The sequence below is a fragment of the Caulobacter sp. 602-1 genome (assembly GCF_003931565.1).
Classification (GTDB): Bacteria; Pseudomonadota; Alphaproteobacteria; order Caulobacterales; family Caulobacteraceae; genus Caulobacter.
Genome location: NZ_RRYI01000004.1, coordinates 415,372 through 437,155, shown reverse-complemented (window position 1 = coordinate 437,155; position 21,784 = coordinate 415,372). Strand labels below are relative to the sequence as shown.

General features: G+C 67.4%; 21 protein-coding genes. 15 read left to right on the top strand and 6 right to left on the bottom strand.

Annotated elements, in window-relative coordinates:
- Window position 1: 1 nt before the first annotated feature.
- From EIK80_RS14595 to EIK80_RS14545, 11 genes are all read left to right on the top strand, one after another.
- Window positions 2-688 (top strand): response regulator transcription factor, encoded by a 687-nt coding sequence (locus tag EIK80_RS14595; protein ID WP_125157723.1) that lies wholly within the window; start codon window positions 2-4, stop codon window positions 686-688.
- Window positions 689-775: 87 nt separating this feature from the next.
- Complete coding sequence (locus EIK80_RS14590; protein ID WP_158624695.1) at window positions 776-1,408, top strand: sensor histidine kinase; 633 nt, start codon at window positions 776-778, stop codon at window positions 1,406-1,408.
- A complete protein-coding gene (locus EIK80_RS14585) occupies window positions 1,405-2,472 on the top strand; it encodes a nitronate monooxygenase family protein (protein WP_125157721.1) in 1,068 nt (355 codons plus the stop codon). The genes EIK80_RS14590 and EIK80_RS14585 overlap by 4 nt, the downstream gene beginning before the upstream one ends.
- A 210-nt stretch (window positions 2,473-2,682) precedes the next feature.
- A complete protein-coding gene (locus EIK80_RS14580; RefSeq protein WP_199743485.1) occupies window positions 2,683-3,768 on the top strand; it encodes an MBL fold metallo-hydrolase in 1,086 nt (361 codons plus the stop codon).
- A gap of 25 nt (window positions 3,769-3,793) precedes the next feature.
- On the top strand, window positions 3,794-4,618 hold the full coding sequence (locus tag EIK80_RS14575) for an SDR family oxidoreductase (RefSeq protein WP_125157720.1): 825 nt from the start codon (window positions 3,794-3,796) through the stop codon (window positions 4,616-4,618).
- A 28-nt stretch (window positions 4,619-4,646) separates the two neighbouring features.
- Window positions 4,647-5,585 (top strand): enoyl-CoA hydratase/isomerase family protein, encoded by a 939-nt coding sequence (locus EIK80_RS14570; protein WP_125157719.1) that lies wholly within the window; start codon window positions 4,647-4,649, stop codon window positions 5,583-5,585.
- Window positions 5,586-5,590: 5 nt separating this feature from the next.
- Window positions 5,591-6,481, top strand: a complete 891-nt coding sequence (locus tag EIK80_RS14565; protein WP_125157718.1) for an alpha/beta fold hydrolase — start codon at window positions 5,591-5,593, stop codon at window positions 6,479-6,481.
- Window positions 6,478-7,677 carry a YbfB/YjiJ family MFS transporter gene (locus EIK80_RS14560; RefSeq protein WP_125157717.1) on the top strand — a complete coding sequence of 400 codons (1,200 nt, stop codon included), beginning with the start codon at window positions 6,478-6,480 and terminating at the stop codon, window positions 7,675-7,677. Before EIK80_RS14565 ends, EIK80_RS14560 begins: the two co-directional genes overlap by 4 nt.
- A gap of 111 nt (window positions 7,678-7,788) precedes the next feature.
- Window positions 7,789-8,367: an NADPH-dependent FMN reductase gene (locus EIK80_RS14555; RefSeq protein WP_125157716.1), complete on the top strand. Its 579-nt coding sequence runs from the start codon at window positions 7,789-7,791 to the stop codon at window positions 8,365-8,367.
- A gap of 4 nt (window positions 8,368-8,371) precedes the next feature.
- Window positions 8,372-8,791 carry a helix-turn-helix domain-containing protein gene (locus tag EIK80_RS14550; protein ID WP_125157715.1) on the top strand — a complete coding sequence of 140 codons (420 nt, stop codon included), beginning with the start codon at window positions 8,372-8,374 and terminating at the stop codon, window positions 8,789-8,791.
- Window positions 8,792-8,917: 126 nt separating this feature from the next.
- Entirely contained in the window at window positions 8,918-11,272 is a 2,355-nt protein-coding gene (locus tag EIK80_RS14545) for a PAS domain-containing protein (protein ID WP_125157714.1), read from the top strand.
- 25 nt (window positions 11,273-11,297) lie between these two features.
- Here the strand turns inward: EIK80_RS14545 and EIK80_RS14540 are convergent, their stop codons facing one another.
- From EIK80_RS14540 to EIK80_RS14530, 3 genes are all read right to left on the bottom strand, one after another.
- A complete protein-coding gene (locus EIK80_RS14540) occupies window positions 11,298-11,975 on the bottom strand; it encodes a type 1 glutamine amidotransferase domain-containing protein (RefSeq protein WP_125157713.1) in 678 nt (225 codons plus the stop codon).
- A 116-nt stretch (window positions 11,976-12,091) separates the two neighbouring features.
- Window positions 12,092-12,784, bottom strand: a complete 693-nt coding sequence (locus EIK80_RS14535) for a DsbA family oxidoreductase (protein ID WP_125157712.1) — start codon at window positions 12,782-12,784, stop codon at window positions 12,092-12,094.
- A gap of 170 nt (window positions 12,785-12,954) precedes the next feature.
- Window positions 12,955-13,389: a cupin domain-containing protein gene (locus EIK80_RS14530; RefSeq protein WP_125157711.1), complete on the bottom strand. Its 435-nt coding sequence runs from the start codon at window positions 13,387-13,389 to the stop codon at window positions 12,955-12,957.
- A 162-nt stretch (window positions 13,390-13,551) separates the two neighbouring features.
- Between EIK80_RS14530 and EIK80_RS26130 the strand changes: the two genes are divergently transcribed.
- On the top strand, window positions 13,552-13,839 hold the full coding sequence (locus EIK80_RS26130; RefSeq protein WP_158624694.1) for a DUF1330 domain-containing protein: 288 nt from the start codon (window positions 13,552-13,554) through the stop codon (window positions 13,837-13,839).
- 140 nt (window positions 13,840-13,979) lie between these two features.
- Here EIK80_RS26130 and EIK80_RS14520 read toward each other — a convergent pair whose 3' ends face one another.
- Window positions 13,980-14,432, bottom strand: a complete 453-nt coding sequence (locus EIK80_RS14520; RefSeq protein WP_199743484.1) for an antibiotic biosynthesis monooxygenase — start codon at window positions 14,430-14,432, stop codon at window positions 13,980-13,982.
- Window positions 14,433-14,530: 98 nt separating this feature from the next.
- Between EIK80_RS14520 and EIK80_RS14515 the strand changes: the two genes are divergently transcribed.
- Window positions 14,531-16,495 (top strand): hypothetical protein, encoded by a 1,965-nt coding sequence (locus EIK80_RS14515; protein ID WP_233586645.1) that lies wholly within the window; start codon window positions 14,531-14,533, stop codon window positions 16,493-16,495.
- Between the two features lie 437 nt (window positions 16,496-16,932).
- Here EIK80_RS14515 and EIK80_RS14510 read toward each other — a convergent pair whose 3' ends face one another.
- Together EIK80_RS14510 and EIK80_RS14505 are read right to left on the bottom strand one after the other, a co-directional pair.
- Window positions 16,933-18,330, bottom strand: a complete 1,398-nt coding sequence (locus EIK80_RS14510; RefSeq protein ID WP_125157709.1) for a PLP-dependent aminotransferase family protein — start codon at window positions 18,328-18,330, stop codon at window positions 16,933-16,935.
- Window positions 18,331-18,480: 150 nt separating this feature from the next.
- Window positions 18,481-19,893 (bottom strand): ferritin-like protein, encoded by a 1,413-nt coding sequence (locus tag EIK80_RS14505; protein ID WP_125157708.1) that lies wholly within the window; start codon window positions 19,891-19,893, stop codon window positions 18,481-18,483.
- Between the two features lie 256 nt (window positions 19,894-20,149).
- On the opposite strand from EIK80_RS14505, the gene EIK80_RS14500 reads away from it, so the two are divergent.
- Window positions 20,150-20,707: an RNA polymerase sigma factor gene (locus EIK80_RS14500; protein ID WP_125157707.1), complete on the top strand. Its 558-nt coding sequence runs from the start codon at window positions 20,150-20,152 to the stop codon at window positions 20,705-20,707.
- The gene (locus tag EIK80_RS14495) at window positions 20,704-21,711 is read left to right on the top strand and encodes a FecR family protein (protein ID WP_125157706.1); all 1,008 of its coding nucleotides are present in this window, start codon (window positions 20,704-20,706) and stop codon (window positions 21,709-21,711) included. Before EIK80_RS14500 ends, EIK80_RS14495 begins: the two co-directional genes overlap by 4 nt.
- Window positions 21,712-21,784: the final 73 nt, after the last annotated feature.

The window sequence follows — 21,784 nt, the reverse complement described above, 5'->3', positions numbered from 1 at the left end:
CATGCAATATGCGCCTTCAACCGCCCCGAAGAAGACCACCGCGCCGCCTGCGGCGACGGTCATGGTGGTCGACGACGACATCTCCATCCGGGAGTCGCTGGAAGCCTTGATCCAGGTCTGCGGCTGGGAGGCCCGCACCTTTGCGTCGGCCACCGACTTTCTGGAAAGCCGCCCTCCGCCCGGCCCGAGCTGTCTGGTGCTCGATGTCAGCCTGCCCGACCTGAACGGCCTGGACCTCCAGGCCAGGATCGCCGACGAGCGCGCCGAAATGCCGATCATCTTCATCACCGGCTACGGGGACGTTCCCACGAGCGTCCGGGCGATGAAGGCCGGCGCCGCCGAATTCCTCACCAAGCCGTTCGGCGATGAGGTGCTGCTCAGCGCCATCAGCGCAGCCTTGGAGCGCAGCGCTGGCGCCGTTGACGAGCGGGCGGCGCTGCAAAGCCTGCGAGAGCGGCGCGCCTCGCTCAGTCGCCGAGAGTGCGAGGTCATGGATCTCGTCGCATCGGGACTGCTCAACAAGCAGGTGGGCGGCGAGCTCGGTATCAGCGAGATCACCGTGAAGGCTCACCGAGGCCGGGTGATGGAGAAGATGCAGGCCCGCTCGCTGGCCGACCTGGTGCGGATGAGCGAGCGGCTGGGACTGCGCACCGGACGCACACGATACGAAAGTCTCGGCGATACCTAGGTTCAATGGCCGGCTACCGCGATTGGCGCTCTGATCGGAACCATCGCCGCGGCGCGGATGACGCCGGCGGGCATCGGGAGATCGGGCATGTCACGGGAATTCCAACTGGCTTCCGACGGTCGCGCGAGCCTGCCATTGCACCTGGTTGAGGAGATCAGCCACCGGGTCGTGAACGAGTACGCCGAGGCGATCTGCGGGCTTTCGCTGGCGGCGACGGGGCCTGTGGGCGGCGAGCTGCGGCAAGCCCTTCGCCGGGCCGCCGAACGCCTCCAGGCTCACGCCGAAAGCCACCGGGCGCTGCTGCCGCCCAGGAACGCCCAGGTCAATCTCGCCGATTATATCGGCACGGTATGCGCGGCGTTCTCCCGCGCGACGCTGGCCCAGCGTCGTGTCGGGCTGGTGCTTGAGGCCGACGAGATCTGGATTGCCTCCGACCGCGCCTGGAGGCTCGGCCTGGCCGCGGTGGAACTGATCCGCAACGCCGCGCGCCATGGCCTCCAGGGGCGCGGCGGCGTCATTTGGGTGCAGGTCATGCGGTCCTGCGGCGACGTGATCTGCCTGGTCAACGACGACGGCGCCGTCCCCGCGCGTCGCGCGCCCGGCCGGGGCACGGCCCTGGTCCAGGCCCTGGCCGGCGAGTTGGGGGGAACGGTGGAATGGCGCACCGGAGAGCCCGGCTGCTTAGCGTGCCTACGTATTCCGGCGGAGGCGGGCGCATGAGCGGGCTCCTCTCGCGGCTCGGCGTCAGGCTGCCGATCATCCAGGCGCCGATGGCGGGCACGTCGACGCCGCAACTGGCCGCGGCGGTCACCGAGGCCGGCGGCCTTGGCTCCATCGCGCTCGGCGCGGTCGATGCGGCGGCGGGCCGCGAGATGATCGCGGCGGTGCGCCGCGGCACGAACGGCCCGTTCAATGTCAATCTCTTCTGCCATCGACCGGCGCGGAGCGATCCGACCCTGAACGCGGGCTGGCTGGCGGCGCTTGCGCCCACCTTCGCAAGCTTCGGCGCCGCCCCACCAGCCGCCATCAGCGAGATCTACACGAGCTTCGCCGCCGATGCGGAGATGCTGGCCATGCTCGAGGAAACCCGGCCACCGGTGGTCAGCTTCCATTTCGGCCTGCCGCCCGCGGCGGCGATCGCGCGTCTGAAATCGACCGGCGCTCTCCTGCTCGCCACCGCCACATCACTGGCCGAGGCCCAGGCGTCGGTCGCCGCCGGCGTCGACGCCGTTGTCGCCCAGGGATGGGAAGCGGGCGGCCATCGGGGCGTCTTCGAGCCCGGCGCGCCGGATGGGCGGCTGGGCGTGGCAGTCCTGACGCGGTTGCTGGTCAAGCAGGTTCCGGTCCCGATCATCGCCGCTGGGGGGCTCATGGACGGAGCCGCCGTGGCCGGCGTCCTGGCTCTTGGGGCACAGGCCGCTCAGCTCGGAACCGCATTCGTGGCCTGCCCGGAGTCCAGCGCCGACAGCTATCACCGGGACGCCTTGATGGGCCCCGGGGCCGTCGCGACCGAAATGACCGACCTGATCTCGGGGCGTCCGGCCCGGTGCCTGCCCAACGCCTTCACGGCGCTTTCGGAAACCCTCCAGGCGACGCCGCGCCCCGACTATCCGATCGCCTACGACGCCGGCAAAGCGCTGGCGGCGGCCGCGCGGGCTCGGGGCGACGGCCGATACGGTGCGCAATGGGCCGGCCAGGGCGCCCCGCTAGCGCGCGCCCTGCCGGCTGCGGCGCTGATGGCCGCCCTCGAGCGCGAACTCGAGCTGGCCCGGCGCCCGTCCTAGGCCCCAAGCCCCCAAGCCATTGTTTGAAGGCCTGCTGGCGCGCGCATGACGTTGGTCATTTCGCGGCCGACCGCCCGCGCGTCGCTCTGGCGGAAGCGGCGAGCAAGACGAAGGTGTCGGCGACACCAAGGTCCAATACCGATCCGCGCTCCGCCGGCCCAGGTTTCAGAAACCGGGCCGACGCCCGGCCTGAACCGACGGAGCACCCTTATGACGCAAGAGCAAAACCGGGCGAAAACGCGGGCCCGCGACAGCGTTCTGGCCGTGCTGGGCGCGGCGACGATCGCGGCCCTGCCCTTCGCCGCGCCGGCGCCGGTCCGGGCTGAGGTTGTGGCCCAACCCGGCCAGGCCGGCGTTCCGTACAAGGGCATGCCGGCGCTCGCCCCGATCGGCGTTCGAGTCGACCACTACCTTCCGGTCCCCGGCCCCGCCGCCCCGCCCGTCGACCCGGCCAAGGGCTACCGCATCCAGGACCTGGGAACGGGCCTCTACATGGTCACCGACAACGCCTATCAGTCGATGTTCATGGTCTACGAGACCGGCGTCGTGGTGATCGACGCGCCGCCCGGTTACTCGGCCAAGATCCGCCAGGCCATCGCCGAGGTCACCGACCGGCCGATCACCCACGTCGTCTACAGCCACGCGCACACCGACCACATCGGCGGCGTGACCGACCTGGGCGGCCATCCGACGATCATCGCCCACGAGGAGACCCGCCGTCTCCTGGCGCGGGCCAATGACCCCAAGCGCCCTCTCCCGACGGTGGTGTTCAAGGATCGTTACGTCCTGAAGGTCGGTAGCCAGACGCTTGAGCTGAGCTATCCGGGGGTCGCTCACGAGCCTGGCAACATCTTCATCTACGCCCCCCGCCAGAAGACCTTGATGATCATCGACGTCGTGTTCCCGGGCTGGATGCCGTGGCGGCGATGGGCCCTGGCCAAGGATGTCCCCGGCTACTTCGCCCAGGTCGCCGAGATCGATCGCGTACCGTTCGAGACGCTGGTCGGCGGCCACGTCAACCGTGTGGGAACGCACGACGACGTCCGCGCCCAGCTGGAGTTCATGAACGACGTGAAGGCGGCGGCCGCGACGGCGCTTAAGACCACCGCGCTGGGCGGCGAGATGGCCGACAACGACAAGGCCAACCCCTGGGCGGTGTTCGACAACTACATCGACCGCGTGGTGGTCCAGTGCGTCGACGCCGTGACGCCCAAGTGGCAGTCCCGTCTGGCCGGGTACGACGTCTACATCTGGGACCAGTGCTACGCGATGGAACAGAGCCTCCGGATCGACTGACCGGCGCCGACGGAGACCTCCCCCCATGAGCAACAACACCCACAGCCTTGCCCTGATCACCGGCGCCTCGACGGGCATGGGCGCGATCTATGCCGACCGCCTGGCGCGTCGCGGTCATGATCTGATCCTGGTGGCCCGTAACGGCGACAAGCTGAACGCCATCGCCGACCAGATCGCACGGGACACCGGCCGACACGTCGAGACCCTGACCGCCGACCTGCGCCGCGCGGCCGACCTCGCGAGCGTCGCCGATCGGCTGCGCGCCGACCCGGCCATCACGATGCTGGTCAACAACGCCGGGGTCGGCGCCTCGACGCCGTTGCTCGACAGCGACGTGGAGGCGATGAGCGAGATGATCGCTCTGAATGTCGAGGCCTTGATGCGGCTGACCTACGCCGCCGCCCCCGCTTTCGTGGGCCGCGGCGGCGGGACCATCGTCAACATGGCGTCGATCGTCGCCATCGGGCCGGAGATCCTGAACGGGGTCTACGGTGGGACGAAGGCTTTCGTGGTCGCCTTGACCCAGTCGCTGCACCACGAACTGGCCGGACGAGGTCTAAGGGTCCAGGCCGTGTGCCCGGGGGCCGTCGGGACGGACTTCTGGGCGCTGGCCGGAACGCCGCTGGACCAGCTTCCGCCCGCGATTGTCATGAGTCCGCAGGACGCGGTCGACGCGGCCTTGGCTGGACTGGATCAAGGCGAGCTGGTCACCCTGCCAGCCCTGGCCGATCTCGCAGCCTGGCAGATCTACGAAGACGCCCGCCAGGCCCTGATCCCGGTCATCTCGCGCACCCGCCCGGCGGCTCGTTACGGCGTCGGGGACCGACCGGCGCCGTCCCCCACCGCCTAAAAGTTCACCCTTAACAGCGGGAACTCTCATGAAAGCCCTTCTCCTGGCCGCCTTGGCCTCGGCCGCCGCTCTGGCGACGCCGCAAGCCGTCAGCGCTGAAGACCAGCACGCCGCGGCCGCCGGCGAGCGCCCGGCGAGCCAAACCATCCTCCTGACCAAGCTCACGCCGGCCTACTGGCGCGTGACCTTCGCCAACCCACCGCTCAACATCGTCGGACCGGTCGAGGTGCGCCGCCTCGTCGAGATCCTGGACGAGATCGAAGCCGATCCGCGCGTGAAGGTGGTGGTCTTCGACAGCGCCGTGCCAGGCTACTTCATGGCCCACTACGACCTGCTCAAGCCGCTCGAGGACTCCACGAGCATGGCGCCAGGCCCCACCGGCATGCATCCCGTGCCCGACTTCATGGTGCGGCTGGCGCGCCTGAAGGCCGTGACCATCTCCTCGATCCGCGGACGCACCAGCGGCATCGGCAGCGAACTCGTCCTGGCCACCGACATGCGGTTCGCCAGCCGCGAGAAGGCCAGGCTTTCGCAGTTCGAGGTCGGGGCCGGCTTCGCGCCCGGCGGCGGGCCGATGGCGCGCCTGCCGCGCCTGGTCGGTCGGGGACGGGCGCTGGAGATCCTGCTCGGCGCCGACGGTTTCGACGGCGCCCTGGCCGAGCGCTATGGCTACGTCAACCGCGCCTTGCCGGACGCTCAGCTCGACGGCTTCGTCGACAGCCTCGCCAGGCGGATCGCCTCGTTCGACCAGCAGGCCATCATCGACACCAAACACCTGGTCGACGTGGCCAGCTTGCCGCCGGACGCGGAGATGCGCCAGGGTTGGGACGCGTTCATCACCTCCGTCCAGCGCCCGGGCGCCCAGGCCCGCGTGGGCGCCCTGGTCAAGCGTGGCCTGCAGAAGCCCGGCGACCTGGAGGACAATCTCAACACGCGTACGGCCGACTACAGCGACGCGCGGAACTGATCGGGATGGCCGCCTCTCCGATCTTGCGGTCGACGACCGCGACGGTCACCTACCATCGCGCCGAAATCGACGGCGTCGATGTCTTCTATCGCCAAGCGGGCCCCAAAGACGCTCCCGTCGTTGTGCTGCTGCATGGCTTCCCCTCGTCATCGCGGATGTTCGGCGGCGTGATCCCCCTGCTCGCCGTCAACCACCGGGTCATCGCGCCGGACTATCCTGGGTTCGGACACAGCGACGCGCCTCCTCCGGACCGCTACGCCTATTCGTTCGACCAGCTGGCGAGGACCGTGGACGGCCTTCTGGATCATCTCGGCGTCACGCGCTGCGTCTTCCTGATGCAGGACTATGGCGGTCCCGTCGGCTTCCGCTTGGCCATGTCCCGCCCCGACCGCGTCCAAGGCCTGATTATCCAGAACGCCAACGCCTACCACGAGGGCCTCGGCGCCAAGTGGGCGGGTATCGCCGACTACTGGCGCGATCCGGAAAGCCACGCCGAGCAACTGGACACCTTTCTCTCGTTCGAGGGCGCGCGGCGGCGCCATATCGGCGACAGCCCCAACCTGGACCGGTACGATCCAGACAGCTGGACCGACGAGTTCGCCGGGCTTTCGCGCCCCGGCCAGCGCGAGATCCAAGCGTCCCTGCTTTTTGATTACCAGACCAACGTGGCGGCCTATCCCCAATGGCAGGCGTGGTTGCGCGCGCGCCGGCCGCCGACCCTTGTGCTGTGGGGACGATACGACCCGTCTTTCGTCACCGCGGGCGCCGAGGCCTACCGACGCGACCTGCCCGACGCCCGCATCCACCTGCTCGACGCTGGACATTTCGCCTTCGACGAAGCTCTGGACGAGGCGGCGACGGTGATCCTGGACTTCCTCGCGGGGGTGGGACCATGACCCCCGCAGGCCAGCCCTCCCTCTGGCGGGCGGTGCTCTCGGGCGCCTGCGCCGCCCTGATCGGCATCGGGGTCGCGCGCTTTGCCTACACCCCGCTCCTGCCGGCCGTGGTCAGCGCCGGCTGGTTCAGCAGCGAGGCGGCCGCCTATCTGGCCGCCGCCAATCTTGGCGGCTACCTGGCCGGCGTGTTGCTGGCGGAGAGGTTCGCGGCCCGGCTGTCGGCCGTGACGACGTTGCGCGCCGCGATGGTCATTAGCACCGGAAGTTTGCTGGCCTGCGCCTTCCAGGCGGGTTTCAACTGGTTTTTCCTCTGGCGCTTCGCATCTGGCGTCGCGGGCGGCGTCATCATGGTCCTGGCCGCTCCGCTCATCCTGGCCCATGCGCCGCCGGCACGCAGGGGCTTGATCGGCGGATTTATCTTCATGGGTATCGGTCTTGGTATCGCCGCGTCAGGAACGCTCGTTCCCCTGCTTCTGCGCCAGGGTGTCGGTCAGGCCTGGATCGGTCTCGCTGTCACCACGGCCATGCTCACGGCGGTGGCCTGGGGCGGATGGCCCAATCCCCCTGCCCCAGCCCCAGCCCCAGCCAAGGCCGAGCGCCACAGCCGTCGGCCTCCTCGCCACCGGCTCACATTGCTGCACTTCGAATATGCCCTGAACGCCGTGGGGCTTGTGCCGCACATGGTGTTCCTGGCGGTGTTCGTCGCCCATGGTCTCAACCAAGGTGTGGATGCCGCGGGGTTCTACTGGGTGCTGTTCGGGTTGGGCGCGCTCGTTGGCCCGCTGGTCTTTGGGCACCTCGCCGACCGCGCCGGACATGACCGGGCGCTGCGGCTCGTGCTGCTGCTCGAAGCCGCCGCGACCTTGGCGCCGGCGGTCTGGAACGCGCCCGCGGCGTTGGCCTGCTCGAGCTTGTTCATGGGCGCGGCCACACCTGGCATCGTGCCCGTTGTCCTGGGACGCGCGCACGAGTTGGCTGGTTCGGGGCTGGCGGACCAGCGCGCGGCGTGGCGGATAGCCACTACCGGCTTCGCCGCGGCGCAGGCTGTCGCCGCCTATGGCCTCGCCTTCGTGCTCTCCGCCTCGCAAGGCGCTTACGGCCTGATCTTCGCGCTCGGCGCGGGAGCCCTGCTTCTGGCGTTCCTGATCGACGTCGTGGGTGAGGCGGTCGTGAGGCCAAGAACGCGGCGCGCCTGACCGATACCTTGGTCTCGCCGATACCTCCGTTCAATGTCGCCGGCTGGCGCGGGTCGGTATCCAGACCGAACGCCGCGGGACTGGCCTGCGGCGCAGAAAGACGGTGTCGCCATGACCGCAAAATACAGGGTGGCCGTGATCGTCGGCAGCCTGCGGAAGGATTCCTACACGCGAAGGCTGGCCAAGGCCTTGATGGCGCTAGCGCCCGCCAGCCTAGACTGCCACATCGTCGAGATCGGCGACCTGCCGCTCTACACCGAGGACCTCGACGCGGCGCCGCCAGCGGCCTGGACGCGATTTCGGCAGGACATCAGCCGGGCCGACGCTGTGCTCTTCGTCACGCCCGAATACAACCGCTCCGTCCCGGGCGGTCTCAAGAACGCCATCGACGTCGGCTCGCGCCCGCCGCAGCAAAGCGTCTGGGACGGGCTGCCAGCCGCGGTCGTCAGCCAGTCGCCCTACAAGCTGGGCGGCTTCGGCGCGAACCATCACATTCGTCAGAGCCTGGTGTTCCTGAACATGCCGGTGCTTCAGCAACCGGAGGCCTACATTCCGCAGGTTGGCGAGCTCTTCGACGACGTTGGCGAGCTTACGGCCGAGGCTCAGGCCTTCCTCACCCGCCTGGTTGCGGCGTTTGTGAACTGGGTAGCGCTCGTGGGTGGAGCGCGACCGTCCGGTGCGGAGCGCTAGGACCATGGACTCCACCGGTTCATGCGCGGGGAAGAAGCCGCGCCTCGTCGACGATGAACCCTCGCCGGCGCACGCCGAAGCATCGCCCTTGCCGCCGTGGCGTCTGCGCAAGATTCTCGGCCGGATCGAGGCCGGACTTGACCAGCGGATCAAGCTATCGGAGTTGGCGGCGCTGACCGGGCTGTCGACCGGCCATTTCAGCCGCACCTTCAAGAACAGCGTCGGCGATACGCCGCTGAGCTTCATTCGACGTCGGCGGATAGAACGCGCCAAGGTGCTCATGGCCGAGACTTCCGCTGGACTGGCTCAGGTGGCTCAGGACTGCGGGTTTTGCGATCAAGCGCACTTCACACGCGCCTTCCACCATTTGGTCGGACTGTCGCCCCACCGCTGGCGTGTCGGCCTCCGGGGGCCGGCTCGCTGACGGGCGGACGAGTGCGCCGCAACGCCTTGTGTCCGGTGTCGATTGCGCTCAGCTTGATGACCTTCAGGCATTCGGTGAACCGCGCCCGCGCGGCTCCCGAGGAGACGCTCTGAAGGCGCGGAAATCATGATGGAAGAGACCAGGGCGCCGGGGGCGCATTCAGCGTCGGACTTCGCCCCGACGCGCCAAGACCATGTGCTCCTCGACGGCGCGGGCGATCGGACCGACGACGAAGTCCGCGAGAGTGAGCGCGAGCTGCGGCTGATCGTGCAGAGCGTCGCCGGGATGATCTGCGTGTTCTCACCTCAAGGCGAGCTGATCGGCGGCAACCAGCAGCTGCTGGACTACTTCAAGCAGCCGCTTAGGGAAGTCGGCCAATGGGCGACGAACGGCACGACGCATCCCGAAGACCTTGACCATTGCATCGCCAGTTTCAACGCGTCGCTGGCCTCGGGCGAGCCCTACGATTTCGAGACGCGCTTCCGGCGGTTCGACGGGGCGTTCCGTTGGTTTCAGATCCGTGGACAACCGCTTCGTGACGCGGACGGTCAGATCGTGCGCTGGTATGGCCTGCTCACCGACATCGACGATCGCAAGCGCGCCGAAGAAGCCCTGCGCGCCAGCGAAGTTGACCTTCGTCTGACCATCAACAGCCTTCCGGGCCTGATCTGCACGTTCACCGCGGATGGCCGGTTCGAAGGCGGCAACCAGCGCTTCTACGACTACCTCGACATCGACCGGACAAGCGCCGAGGCCTGGGCGAGCAAAGGGCCCGCCCATCCCGACGACGTCGAAGTCGCCATCGCCGCGTTCAGGCAGGCCATGATCACCGGCGAGCCTTTCGAGTACGAGTCCAGGGCCAGGTGCCATGACGGCGTCTATCGCTGGTTTCAGGTCCTGGGTCGGCCCCATCGGGACGACGAAGGACGGCTCGTGCGCTGGTACAGCCTGCTGATCGACATAGACGATCGCAAACGGGCCGAGCGGGCGCTCGAAGCCAGCGAGCGCAATCTTCGACTGACGATCGACACCATCCCGGCCCTGGCCTGGTCGGCGACAACCGACGGAGCGGCCGACTTCCTCAATCAGCATTATCTCGACTACGTCGGCCAGTCGCTCGAAGGCCTGGCAGACTGGCAGTGGAGCCATTTCGTCCATCCCGACGACCTGCCCGCCCTCACCGCGGCTTGGTCCGGCTTCCTGACGAGGGGAACCGGCGGTGAGGCCGAAGCGCGGATCAGGCGCCGCGACGGCGTCTATCGATGGTTCCTATTCCGCGTCGATCCACTGCGCGATGGGGCGGGCGAGATCGTCAAATGGTATGGCGTCAACACCGACATCGAAGACCGCAAACGCGCCGAGGCGGCCCTGAGGCGCAGCGAGACTTTTCTGGCTGAAGGCCAGCGCATCAGCTCCACCGGCAGCTTCTCCTGGCGCGTGGATTCGGACGAACTGAACTTTTCCGACGAACTCTACCGCATCTTCGAATTCGACCCGGGCATGAGGGTGACGTTCGACCGCATTCGGGAGCGGGTTCATCCTGAAGATCATGATCTGCTCGCCGCCAAGATGGCGGAGATCCGCTCGGGCCGCGACAATCCCGATTACGAAATCAGGCTGCGGACCCCGGGCCAGCGTATCAAGTATGTGCGCGTGTTCGGCCGTCTGGTCCGACATCCGGAGCGCGGCCTTGAGTGCCTCGGCGCCGTCCAGGACGTGACCCAGCGCAAGCTCGCCGAAGACGGTTTGCACAGGGTGCGCGCCGAGCTCGCCCATGTGACGCGGGTCTTGAGCTTTGGCGCGCTCACCGCCTCGATCGCGCACGAGATCAATCAGCCGCTTTCGGGCATCATCACCAACGCCAACACCTGCCTGCGCATGCTGGCCGCTGATCCGCCCAACATCGAAGGCGCCCTTGAGACGGCGCGTCGCACGATCCGCGATGGCGCTCGGGCGACGGACATCGTTCTGCGCCTTCGCAAGCTCTATTCGAAGGACACCGAACGTGGCGACAGGGTCGATCTCAACGACGCGGCCGCCGAGGTCGTGGCCCTGCTGGCCAGCGACCTGCAACGCGCGCAGGTTACGGTGGAGACCGATTTCGCCAAGAACCTGCCTGTCATCGCCGCTGATCGCGTCCAGCTGCAACAGGTGATCCTGAACCTGCTGACGAACGCAGCAGACGCCATGTCGCAGGTTCGCGGGCGACAGCGACGAGTCACCATCCGGACGGCGAGAGATGACGCGGCAGCCATCGTCCTCAGCGTCCATGATCTTGGCCCTGGCATCAGGTCACACGACCCCGACGAGGTGTTCCAACCGTTTTTCACGACGAAAGCCAACGGCATGGGCATCGGTCTTTCAGTCAGCAGGTCCATCATTGAGAGCCATGGCGGACGCCTTTGGGCCGCTTCCAACCCTGACGGCGGAGCCATTTTCTCATTTTGCATTCCGGGGCCCGAACCGGTCGCGGCCGGCTAGGATCATTTCGGGCGCGGCAAGTCTCCTAGCCCCCGAGCAGCCTCAAGAGCTCCAAGGCCCCATAGGTGGACGACGCGGGGTTCTGCCCGGTGACCAGGCGGCCGTCGACGACAGCGAACGGGAGCCAATTGTCGGTCTTCTCGTAGAGACCGCCGAGGCGCTGGAGTTCATCCTCCACGAGGAAGGGCACGACATGGGTCAATTCGACGGCTTCCTCCTCGGTATTGGTGAAGCCGGTAACCCGCTTGCCGCTCACCAGAGGCTTGCCGTCGTGCATCACCTTGTGGAGCACGGCAGGAGCATGACAGACCGCCGCGACCGGTTTGCCGGCCTCCCAGAAGGCGCTGATCAGCGCGATGGAGACCGGATCATCAGCGAGGTCCCACATCGGACCGTGGCCGCCCGGATAAAAGACCGCGTCGAAATCCGTAGCCGAAACGGTGTCCAGCCGATCCGTGTTGGCCAAAACCTGTTGCGTAGCCGTGTCGTTCTTGAAGCGCGTCATGGCGTCGGTCTGATTGCCGGGCTCATCGCTCTTGGGATCGATTGGCGGTTGGCCGCCTTTCGGCGAGGCCAGCGTCACGGCCGCGCCAGCGTCCTTGAAAACATAGTAGGGCGCGGCGAACTCCTCGAGCCAGAACCCGGTCTTGCGGCCGGTATCGCCAAGCTGGTCGTGGGAAGTGATGACCATGAGGATCTTCATCAAGTGTCTCCATCGAAAGGCGCTTGGTCCCAAAGGGGGCGTAGGGCGGCCGTCTCGGGACAAGATCCGGGACGTGACGCGACGTTACGGGTTGCGTGGATCAGCGGCCATTGCACCTAGGTGTCGCCAATCCCAAGGTCTAACCCGTCCGCCCCGGGGTCAGGCCGTTCGGAAAGAGCCTGGCGGATGATCCGCTCGTAAACCTCGGGCGGCTGGGCGCCGGAGATCAGGTAGCGGCCTTCGACCACCACGGCGGGCACACCCGTGACGCCCGCTTGCAGCCAGTCGTGTTCGGCCTTGCGTACCTCATCGGCATAGCGTCCGGAGACAAGTACTTCGCGCACGGCGGCGCGATCCAATCCGACGGAGGCGGCCGCGGCCTCCAGCACTGAATGGTCGCTGGGAGGCTGCATGTGGCTATGATAGGCCGCCAGCAAGGCGCGCTTCAGCGCCGGCTGGCGACCTTGGCCATACGCCCAGTACAGCAGGCGGTGCGCGTCGAAGGTGTTGAAGAACCGGCTATCCTCGGCCGTCACCATGTCGAAGCCCAGGGCTGCGGCGAGAGCGCGTTGGCGTTCGCGGTTCGCCCTCGCTTGGTCGCGCCCCGTGCCATACTTGCGCGCGACGTTGGCGTAACGGTCCTCGCCCTCGGGCGGCAGGTCCGGATTGAGCTCGAAAGGGTGGAAACGGATGTCGGCCTCGACCAGGCCGTCCAGCCTCTTCAGGGCGACATCGAGATTTCCAAGACCGATGACGCACCAAGGGCAGGAAACGTCGGAGACAAAATCGATGGCGACGGTGCGTGGCATGGGACTTCCAATCTCGACGAGAGTCGCAAGCGCCCCTCGCCCGCCGAAGGCGTTCCGGACGCGAGCTTGAGGTGGGACCGACATTGCGCGCCGTGAACACTCGCCATCCGCACGACAGCCTTACGCCGAGCGGTACAACGATCGTCAGGGACGCAATGGCGCCCTGAGCCTCATCGGAGGCCGCCCCGGCGGCGCGGATCGTCTTCCGACGCGACGTAGTCGAGCCCAAGCGGCCCCATCGCCGTCACCTGGGTGATGTATTCGCCGTCCCTAGCCCAATGGAAATGAGGTTGGCCACCGGGCAGCACGACGAGGCTGCCAGGCCCAAAGGCCTGCAGCTTGTCTGTGACGAAGGTCTCCCCAAGACCGATGTAGAAGATCCCCGAGAGCACAGTGTAGGTCCGGTCCTCGGGATGCCGGTGCGGAGCGATCCTTGCGCCGGCGGGCAACCGGACCCGGATCACGTAGATCCCGGCCTGGCCGGGGTCTCCGAGCAGCACCGCCAGGCGGGCCTCGGGCGGAAAGGCCGCGAACTGCCGCCAGGCGACATCCTCGGGCCGCACGAAATGAAAATGGTCCTGGCCAGGTTGATGGGCGGCGGACATGGCGAGCTTCCCGAACGGCGATGCAGACCTGCAGATGCGCCTTCCCGGTCTTGGCCACCATTGGACCTTGGTGTCGCGAGGGCTCGATACCAAGGTCTCATCGAACCTTCAGGCGGTGCTCCCCAGATCTGGCTCGGTTGTTCTCAAGCAGGGCCTATTGCCATGACCGCATACGCCATTTTCATCCGTGAGCGCCTGCGCGACCCGGAAACCATCAAGAAGTACTACGAGAAGCTTCCGCACAGTTTCGACGGTCGAGACGTCGTGAGACGGGCCAACCAAGCCACCCCGTTGGTCCTCGAAGGCCCGGCAATCGAGAGCGTCGTGGTGCTTGAGTTCCCAACGATCGAAGCGGCGCAAGACTGGTATCATAGCGACGCCTATAGCGAAGCCCGTCGGTACCGGAACCTCTCAGCCGACTATCGGGCGTTCATCGTCGAAGGCCTCTGAGCCCACCGGGCGGCTTGGTGTTTGCGAAGCATCGCCGGCGAAGGGGCGGACAACGACCGGTGAGCGTGTCGACTGGGCATACCGCTCCCACCTCGCCGCGGCCCCCTCCCCCCTTTTAGCCGACCGTCCAGCCAGCGCGGTTAGCTGTTTGGATCCGGACAGGAACGGAACTCGCCAACCACTTCGTACACGCCCGGCTCAAATCGGGCAAAAGACAGGGCCTCTTCGAGAAATGGGCGTGGAGCCGGGTCTTGGCGCATAGCTTCGTAGTCAGCGAGACTGGCCCATCGAGCATACATGGTCACCTTGCCGCCATCAGTGCTCCGGTGAAGTGTTGATGAAATGAATCCGGGCGCTTTAATAACGATCTCGCCCGTGACTTTGGTCAGTATGTCTATTAACCGCTGCTGATTGGGCTGATCGACATAGAACACGTTGATGAAGACAACCATGGCATTCCAATTTGAGCGTTGAAGCGACCGTTCAGCCGAGATGGGAGTTGCCGGCGTAAAGGCAACAGCACATTCGCCACACTTCACCGCCATCACCGGCGGAGGCTTTCTTGGCAGCGTCGCGCCAGGAACGGCGGTCATCCACAGGTTCCGCGATCTGCCCCGCTACCCAGCATCATGCATCAGGACGTCTGAGACTTCGCCACGCACTTCCGCGCGGCGAATTCAAAATGACCTCAATGCCCCGCAAGCCCACGCCGCCCGCCGACGGTCGACAATCCCTGGACAACTCGCCAAACCGAACGCCAGCGCCCCAGAAGAAGCGCGGCCGCGCGCCCCGCCCCATCGTTCCCTTCCCGTCCCCGCTCTGGGAGGACTGGGACGATCCCGAGGACTTCGCCGAAGCGCTCGACCTCCACATGCGCCGACACAAGGACACGGGTTATGGCCTTCGCCGGGCGGTGTGCGGTCGCGACGACAAGGTGGAGAGCACGACCTTCACGGCCTGGCGACGCGGCGACAAGGCGCCGCGCAGCGCCACCAGCTTTAGGATCCTGGCCGCGCTCGAGCGGCGCTGGCGGCTGCCGCCCGGATATTTCCGCGCCAAGCTGCACCACCCGGGCAGGATGATCTCCAACGAGGCTCTGATCCCTCTTCCCGAGCCGGAACGCCGGCGGATGGCCTGGCACCTGCCCGACGACTTCGCGCGGCTCCCCCAAGCCAAGCGGGATGAGATCGTGGCCTGGGTGAAGTCGGTGATCATCACCGGCGCGACCGACTATCGCCGCTTCCAGGCCACGGCCATGAAGCAGCGGTTCGCGATGCAGTTCTCTGCGACAGGAACAATCAGACCAAACGCGGGGAAGTACTGGCCTGACGATGGCAGGACACGTCCCGTCGCCGCACCACCGGCTCTCGACGCCGAAGCCAAGGACCTTCTCGAGTTCAAATGCGCGACCCTGACCAGTCGCGGGCGCCAACGCGCCGGCGTCTGGGGCCCCGACACGGCCGATCAGAAGATGGAACATCTTGGCTTGATGCTCGGAGCGCTGGTCGCCTCCCCCGACGGCGACGTCGGTGGATTCGGGGTCGCCCTCGCGGACGTTACGTTCGGCCTGCTTGCGTTCCCGGCGGTTTGGGACTGGTACCTTGGCTGGCGACAAAAGCGCCGCGGGTTCTTCACGCAGTGGGAGTCCGAGATGCTGATCCTTGGCGCATCGCTGTGCCGGCGCGAGACGGGCTGGCTGCGACAGACCCCAGCCCTGGCCGAGCGTTTGACGCCGATTGAAGGGCTGATCACCGCCGCCGACGTGGCCGCCGCCCATGCCGACTGGAACGCGGTTTGCGACGAACAGCACCGTCATGCCCTGATCCGCGCCAAGGAGATCGCGCGCGTCAGCCGGGTCCATCGCGACCCGTTCGAGCCCATTCTGCCAATCTTGGAAGCCGACAGTCCGGTGGGCGAGTACCGCAAGATCACCGAGGAAGTGCTTCGCTATCGCCCCAGTCGGCGGCGTCATCCGATCTCCGCAGCGGAATCGACCCGCGCGTTTTTGATGCTCCGCTTTGGACTGCATCTGGGCCTGCGCCAGAAGAACCTGCGCCAACTCCTCTTCAAGCCCAGGGGCTGGCCAGCCACACCCGAACGTCAGCTGGAAGCTCTCAAACGCGGAGAGCTCCGTTGGAGCGCTCGAGACAACGGCTGGGAGGTGCTTGTCCCGGCCGCCGCGTTCAAGAACGCCGGTTCAAGCTACTTCCGCAAGAACCCGTTCAGACTGGTGCTGCCCGATCTCGGCGGCCTTTACGAGGAGATCGCCCAGTACATCGCGACCGACCGAGCCGTCCTCCTGCGCGGCGCGACGGATCCGGGCGAGTTCTTCGTCAAGACGATGAAATCTAGAAGCCGCGAGGCCGCCTACGACCAGAACACCTTCTACGAGGCCTGGCGGGTGACCATCCAGCGCTACGGCATCTACAACCCCTACACCGGCCGCGGCGCGATCGAGGGGCTCCTGCCCCACGGCCCGCACAATGTGCGCGATGTCCTGGCCACCCACGTTCTCAAGCAGACCGGCTCATACGAGCAGGCCAGTTACGCGATCCAGGATACCCCCGACACCATCGCGCAGCACTACGGTCGTTTCCTCCCCCAGGACAAGGCAGCGATGGCGGCGGGCGTGCTCAACAAGGTTTGGGCCGCCTAGATCGTGTCACCGCCGTAGAACCCGATCTTCGCCTTCATTTCTCGCGCGAGGTAACGGCGCCTCATTGCATTGTTTAAATAACGGCGCGGCGATCCCGCGCTGTCTGCACTCGGCTAGCCCACCCTTCGCTTGGCGGAATGTCAGGGATCAAATTTGGCGGGGAGCAGCCGCCGCTGCATCCAGGGTGTAAGAGCGCCATGAGCGGACTCTGGCATGGCTCCAGGAACTGGACGTTCACCTAGCGACCGACAAAGACGGCTTTCGACTCATGGCGGACCTTGCGCGAAGCACCGCTCGCTTATGGGTGAGCTATGCCCCAAACGCGTTTTCGGCAGCGATGCCGCGTCTTCTCGCTATGCTCTCTGGCGTTAGGCACGAGCCTAACGCCCCCTATCGGAGCGCGTGATCACGGCTTGGCCGGCGGCGCGGCGACGCGGCTAGGACAGGAGCTCGAGCAAGCGGTCGCACGCGAAGCCGATATTTCCCGCATGCAAGTTGGTGACGCCGAGCAGCAGGCCAGGTCGGGCCGTCGAGCGGTCGTGATACCAGGGCGAGAGCGGAAGCGGGGCCATCCCAAGGTCCAGCGCCCGACGCGCCAAGGCGACGTCGTCCACCTCGCCCGCAAGCGGGGCCGCTAGGGCCAAGGGCGCGGCATCCTCTATCGCGATCCTGTGCCGCAGCGACGCGTCGAGCGCGCCTTTCCGTTCCCGGTACAGGCGCCGCATCTGGCGCAGGTGGCGCAGGTAATGTCCGTCAGCGATAAACGTGGCCAGCGCCGACTGCGTGATCGTATCGGGCGCCGGGTTGAGGACGGCGGCGGCTTGGGCGAACCGATCCGCCAGCGCCGCGGGCGCGGCCACGTAGCCAAGCCCGGCGCGCGGGCCCAGCGCTTCGTCGAAGGCGCCGATGAGGATCACCCTGCCAGCTTTGTCGGCGGCGGCGAGGGCCGGCGCGGAGGGACGTGCCAGCTGCAGGCCGCCGAGTCTGTCGTCCTCGACGATCCAGGCGCCGTCGCGCTCTGCCCAATCGAGGAGATCCCTGCGCCTCCCCTCGGAAAGTGTGGCTCCCGTCGGCGCCTGTATCGTCGGCGAGACGATCGCGAGCCTCGCCGACGGCGCAAGCGCCACGCCTCGGTCGAAGACAAGGCCGTGTTCATCGACGGCAACGGGGACTAGGTCGACGCCGGTAAGGCGCAAGGCCTCCCTCGTGACCGGGCAACCCGGATTCTCGTGCCAAGCCTTCTTCCCGGCGGCCTCCAGCACCTGCATCGTCAGCCACAGGCCGATCCTGTAGCCGCTCGTCAGGACGATCTGGTCCGGCGTGCACCGGACCGAACGGGTAATGCCCAGCATGGCGGCGATCTGGCGGCGAAGCGCTGCGCTGCCACGCGGATCGGGCTCGGCGACGAGACTGGCGGCGTCGCGACGAGCGGCCCTGGCGCAAAGACGCGCCCAGAGTTTCGCCGGGAGCGCGTCTTGAGCCGGCATTCCGGGTTTGAAGGGAAGCGGCTCTGGCGAGACGCCGTCCAGCGGCGAAGGCTCTATGTCCGCAGCCCGGACGGGTGACGGTCCAGCCAGGCGGACGCGGGTGCCCGAGGCTCCCGCCGGAACCACCAGCAGTTCGTCCGCCAAGGCGTCGTAAGCGGCGCGAACGGTCCCGCGTGCGACCCCCAGCTGGTCGGCCAGGTCGTTCCAGCTGGGGAGCCGGGCGCCTTGCGCCAAGCGGCCCTCGAGTATTGCCTCGCGCAGGGCCGCCGTGATCTGCCCGGAGATCGAGCTCACCGGCGACCGGTCAATCCGGGGCAGGATAGTCCTGATCGCGGCCGATGAAGTCATGACGTCAGCTCACGGCTGCCTGCCGGAGCGCAGGCCGCCGCTAGAGCTATGGGTCCGACGCCGGAGGGTCGAGACGAGGTCGGATCATACAAAGGGAAGGGCTGACCTCGACCTTGGCATCGTCCACCCCGGTGGGACGTCCGCGCGACCTCAGGCGGACGTCTGCACCGCCTTTGCGTCCGCATCGAAAGCGGCGAGGAGTTTGGACCGGAGCGCGTCCAGCACGTTGGACGCCGTCACGCAGCGCGGGTCTTTCCGGTCGAGCGCGGTCGCGGCGGCGTTTAGTTCCTGGATGCGCTCGGCGAAGAAGCGGCGTGCGCTGGGGCCCGAAGGAAGCGCCGCGGCGTTGCGCTGCGCCGTGAAGGACATGCCGGCATTGATCCCCGGGAACGAGGGTCCGGCCGGCAGGCGCGCGGCCCGCTCGGCCAGCGGCGTCATGGCCTGCATCAGCCCCACCGCGCTGTGCACATACAGCAGCTTTTCGTCCGAGCCGGCCGGCAGGCCGTAGGCGGCGGCCAGCAGTCTCATCATCAGGGCATAGGTCGCGTTGGCGAGATCGACCGTGGCGATCGCATCGCGGTCATGGAGCCAGACATGGCCTTGCGGCTCCGGCGGCCGGCGCAGGACGGGATTTTCGGCGCTGGGATGGGCCGCAGAGAATGACGGGTTCTTCGCCTTCAGCGACCGCATCTCGGCGCGGATCTGGCGGAAGCGCTCGTAGTGCGAGTTTTCGCGGTGCCGCGGCGCGCCCTCGCCTTCCACGACGATATGCTCAATCGCCGCCAGGGCGCTTTCAAGGTTGGTCACGGGCGTGGCGCCGGGAAGCTTGGATTCGGCTTGGGTCAGCTGCAGCCGGGGATCGCCGCAGAACACGGCTTCCTCGCCGATCTGGGCCGTCAGGCGGCGCAGGTCGGCGGCGATCTCCTCATAGAACTCGCCAACGCTGCGGTATTGATATCCGGTCGGGGTCAGGCGCACCCCTGGCGCATGACGGGAGAAGACCTCGGCCGATTCGAAGCTCGGATCGTCGTGCTCAGCCGCGCCTTCGGGGCGTTCGAGATAGACGAAGTGCTGGATCACCGCGTCGCTGAAAGGCGCGAGCCTGACGACCAGGTTGGCCGGCAAGACACCTGGCGCTAGGGGGAGATTGTCGCGACCGAAGCGCGGCGCCGCGCCCAAGGCGGCCGTGATGTTCCACACGGCGATCAGATGGCTCATCTCCCCGACCGAGATCCCCAGGATCGCGCGCCGCCAGTTGGCGACCGCTTCGGCTTCCTCGGCATTCAGCCCCTCGCCCTCTCCGTCACGCAGGCTGAACATGGCGTAGAGGTAGGCGCACATCAGGCAGTGCTCGAGTTCAGCCGCCTCGTAGAGCGCATGCACAATCTTCTCGCGGGTCACGGCCATCATCTCTGCATTCCCTTCGCGGCCCGGCCCGAGATTGGGCGCCGAGGCGCGATTGCTCCATGACCGCTGAAGAGAGCGACGTGTAGGACCGTTTGGCGCCCGAAGGGCTGTACCAAGAATGGCTCTGGAGCGACGCGCGTCCTCCGCCCCGTCCAAGCCAGAGGACGGCAAGGCACTGGACTGAAACGGAAATCTGGGCGCGTTGCCGCTGGCCGACGAGGTTCCGCGCGCCGTCGCCAGACCCTTGGCTCAATACTAAAGTATAGGCGCAGCCCGCCCTTGGTCCGATCGCTGACGGTCAGCCCCGGTGCTAGCTTTCAGACCTTAGCGGTGACGTATCGAGCTCGGCGTCGGCCGTGCCGAGAGAGCCGCCTTGAGGTTTGCGTCGGCGCATGGAGGCGTCTCGTCCAGGATGAACCCGCCTTCCAGGCGCGTCGCTCCCAGGCCCACGGCCGAAGACGTACCGACCCCTGACTTTTTCCTGGCCGGCCGCTCGGAGTCCCTGCGCGGCGCCCTCGTGCGGTACTTCTTTCGGCGGGTCGGGAACCTCAGCGAGGTCGACGACCTGGTGCAAGACGTCTTCCTTCGCATCGTCAGGCGCGGAGCGGCCAGCGAACTGGAGAAGTTCGAGGGCTATGTCTTCAAGACCGCCGCGAGCGTGCTCGCCGACCGCGCACGCCGGCGAAAGGTGCGCCACGCCGCGCTACACGTCGCCTTCGAACCCGAAATCCATGCCGGCCAGACGCCGGGCCCCGAACGGACCCTCCTTGAACAGGAGGCGCTGCAGGCCGTCGGCGTCGCCCTGCTGCAACTTCCCGAGCGAACCCGCCAGGTGTTCGTACTTCGGCGGATAGAGGGCCTGTCTTCTCCCGAGGTCGGCCGCCGGCTCGGCATATCGCCAAGCTCCGTGGACAAGCACATGCTCAAAGCCATGGCCTGGATCCTGGCGCGCACGAGGGACGCCCGATGATCCGCGCCATCGTTCGAACGGATCCCTTGACCGCGGAGGACGCGGCCGCCGAATGGCTGCTGCGGCGCGAGGCCGGCCACGACATCGAACGCGACCCGGGCTTCGTCGCCTGGCGCGACGGGGCCGTGGAGCACGCAAAGGCCTGGGGCCACGCCACAGCGCTCTGGGACCTGGTCGACGGACCGGTCGCGGATGATCCGCTCTTTGCGGCGCTGAGGCGGGATGCGCTCCAGGCGCGGCCCCAGCGGCCGGCCTGGACCATCGCTGCGATCGCGGCCGCGGTCGTGGTGGGCGTCGCCCTGGTGGCGGTTCCCTGGATACGGGACATGTTCGACGGGCGATCGCTTGTCGCCCCGCAGCCAAGTTCGGCGTCGACCTACGCCAGCGGCGAGGTCCCGGAGACCATCGCCTTGGCGGACGGCAGCCGCGTGACCTTGGCGGCGAACGCCGCCATCGCCGTTGACGACCAGACCGGACGTCGCGCCGTGCGCCTCCTGCGCGGGGAGGCCTATTTCAGCGTCGTCCACGATGCTGGACGGCCGTTCGAGGTCGCGGCCGGCGGACGCACGATCACAGACCTCGGCACCGAATTCGACGTTCGGCTCGACGATGGCGCCATCACGGTCACGCTCGCCAAGGGCGCGGTCGCCTTGCCGCCCGCCGGGGGCAGCGGCCAGGCGCTCTTGCTCGTCCGCCCGGGGCAGCAGGTGACCGCGGCGCCCGGGCGGGCAGACAGGGTCGGCCAAGCGGACCTGGCCGAAGCCTTGGCGTGGCGCAAGCCCCTCCTGGATTTCTCCTCGACCCCGCTCTCCGAGGCCGCCGCCGCCGTGAACCGCTATGGCGGCGGCCGCGTCGGGATCCTCGACCCCAGCGTGGCGGCGATCCGGATCAGCGGGCAGTATCGAGCCGGCGATCCGGTCCGTTTCGCCCGCTCCGTCGCCGACGCCTACGGCCTGAAGGTGCGCATGGCCGCCGACGGCGCCGCAGAGATCGTCGCGCGCTGACGGCTGCGGTACAGGCGACGAACGACGGATTTTTTCTTCACGTCGGTGTGAGCTTGGCCACGGGCTGCGTTCT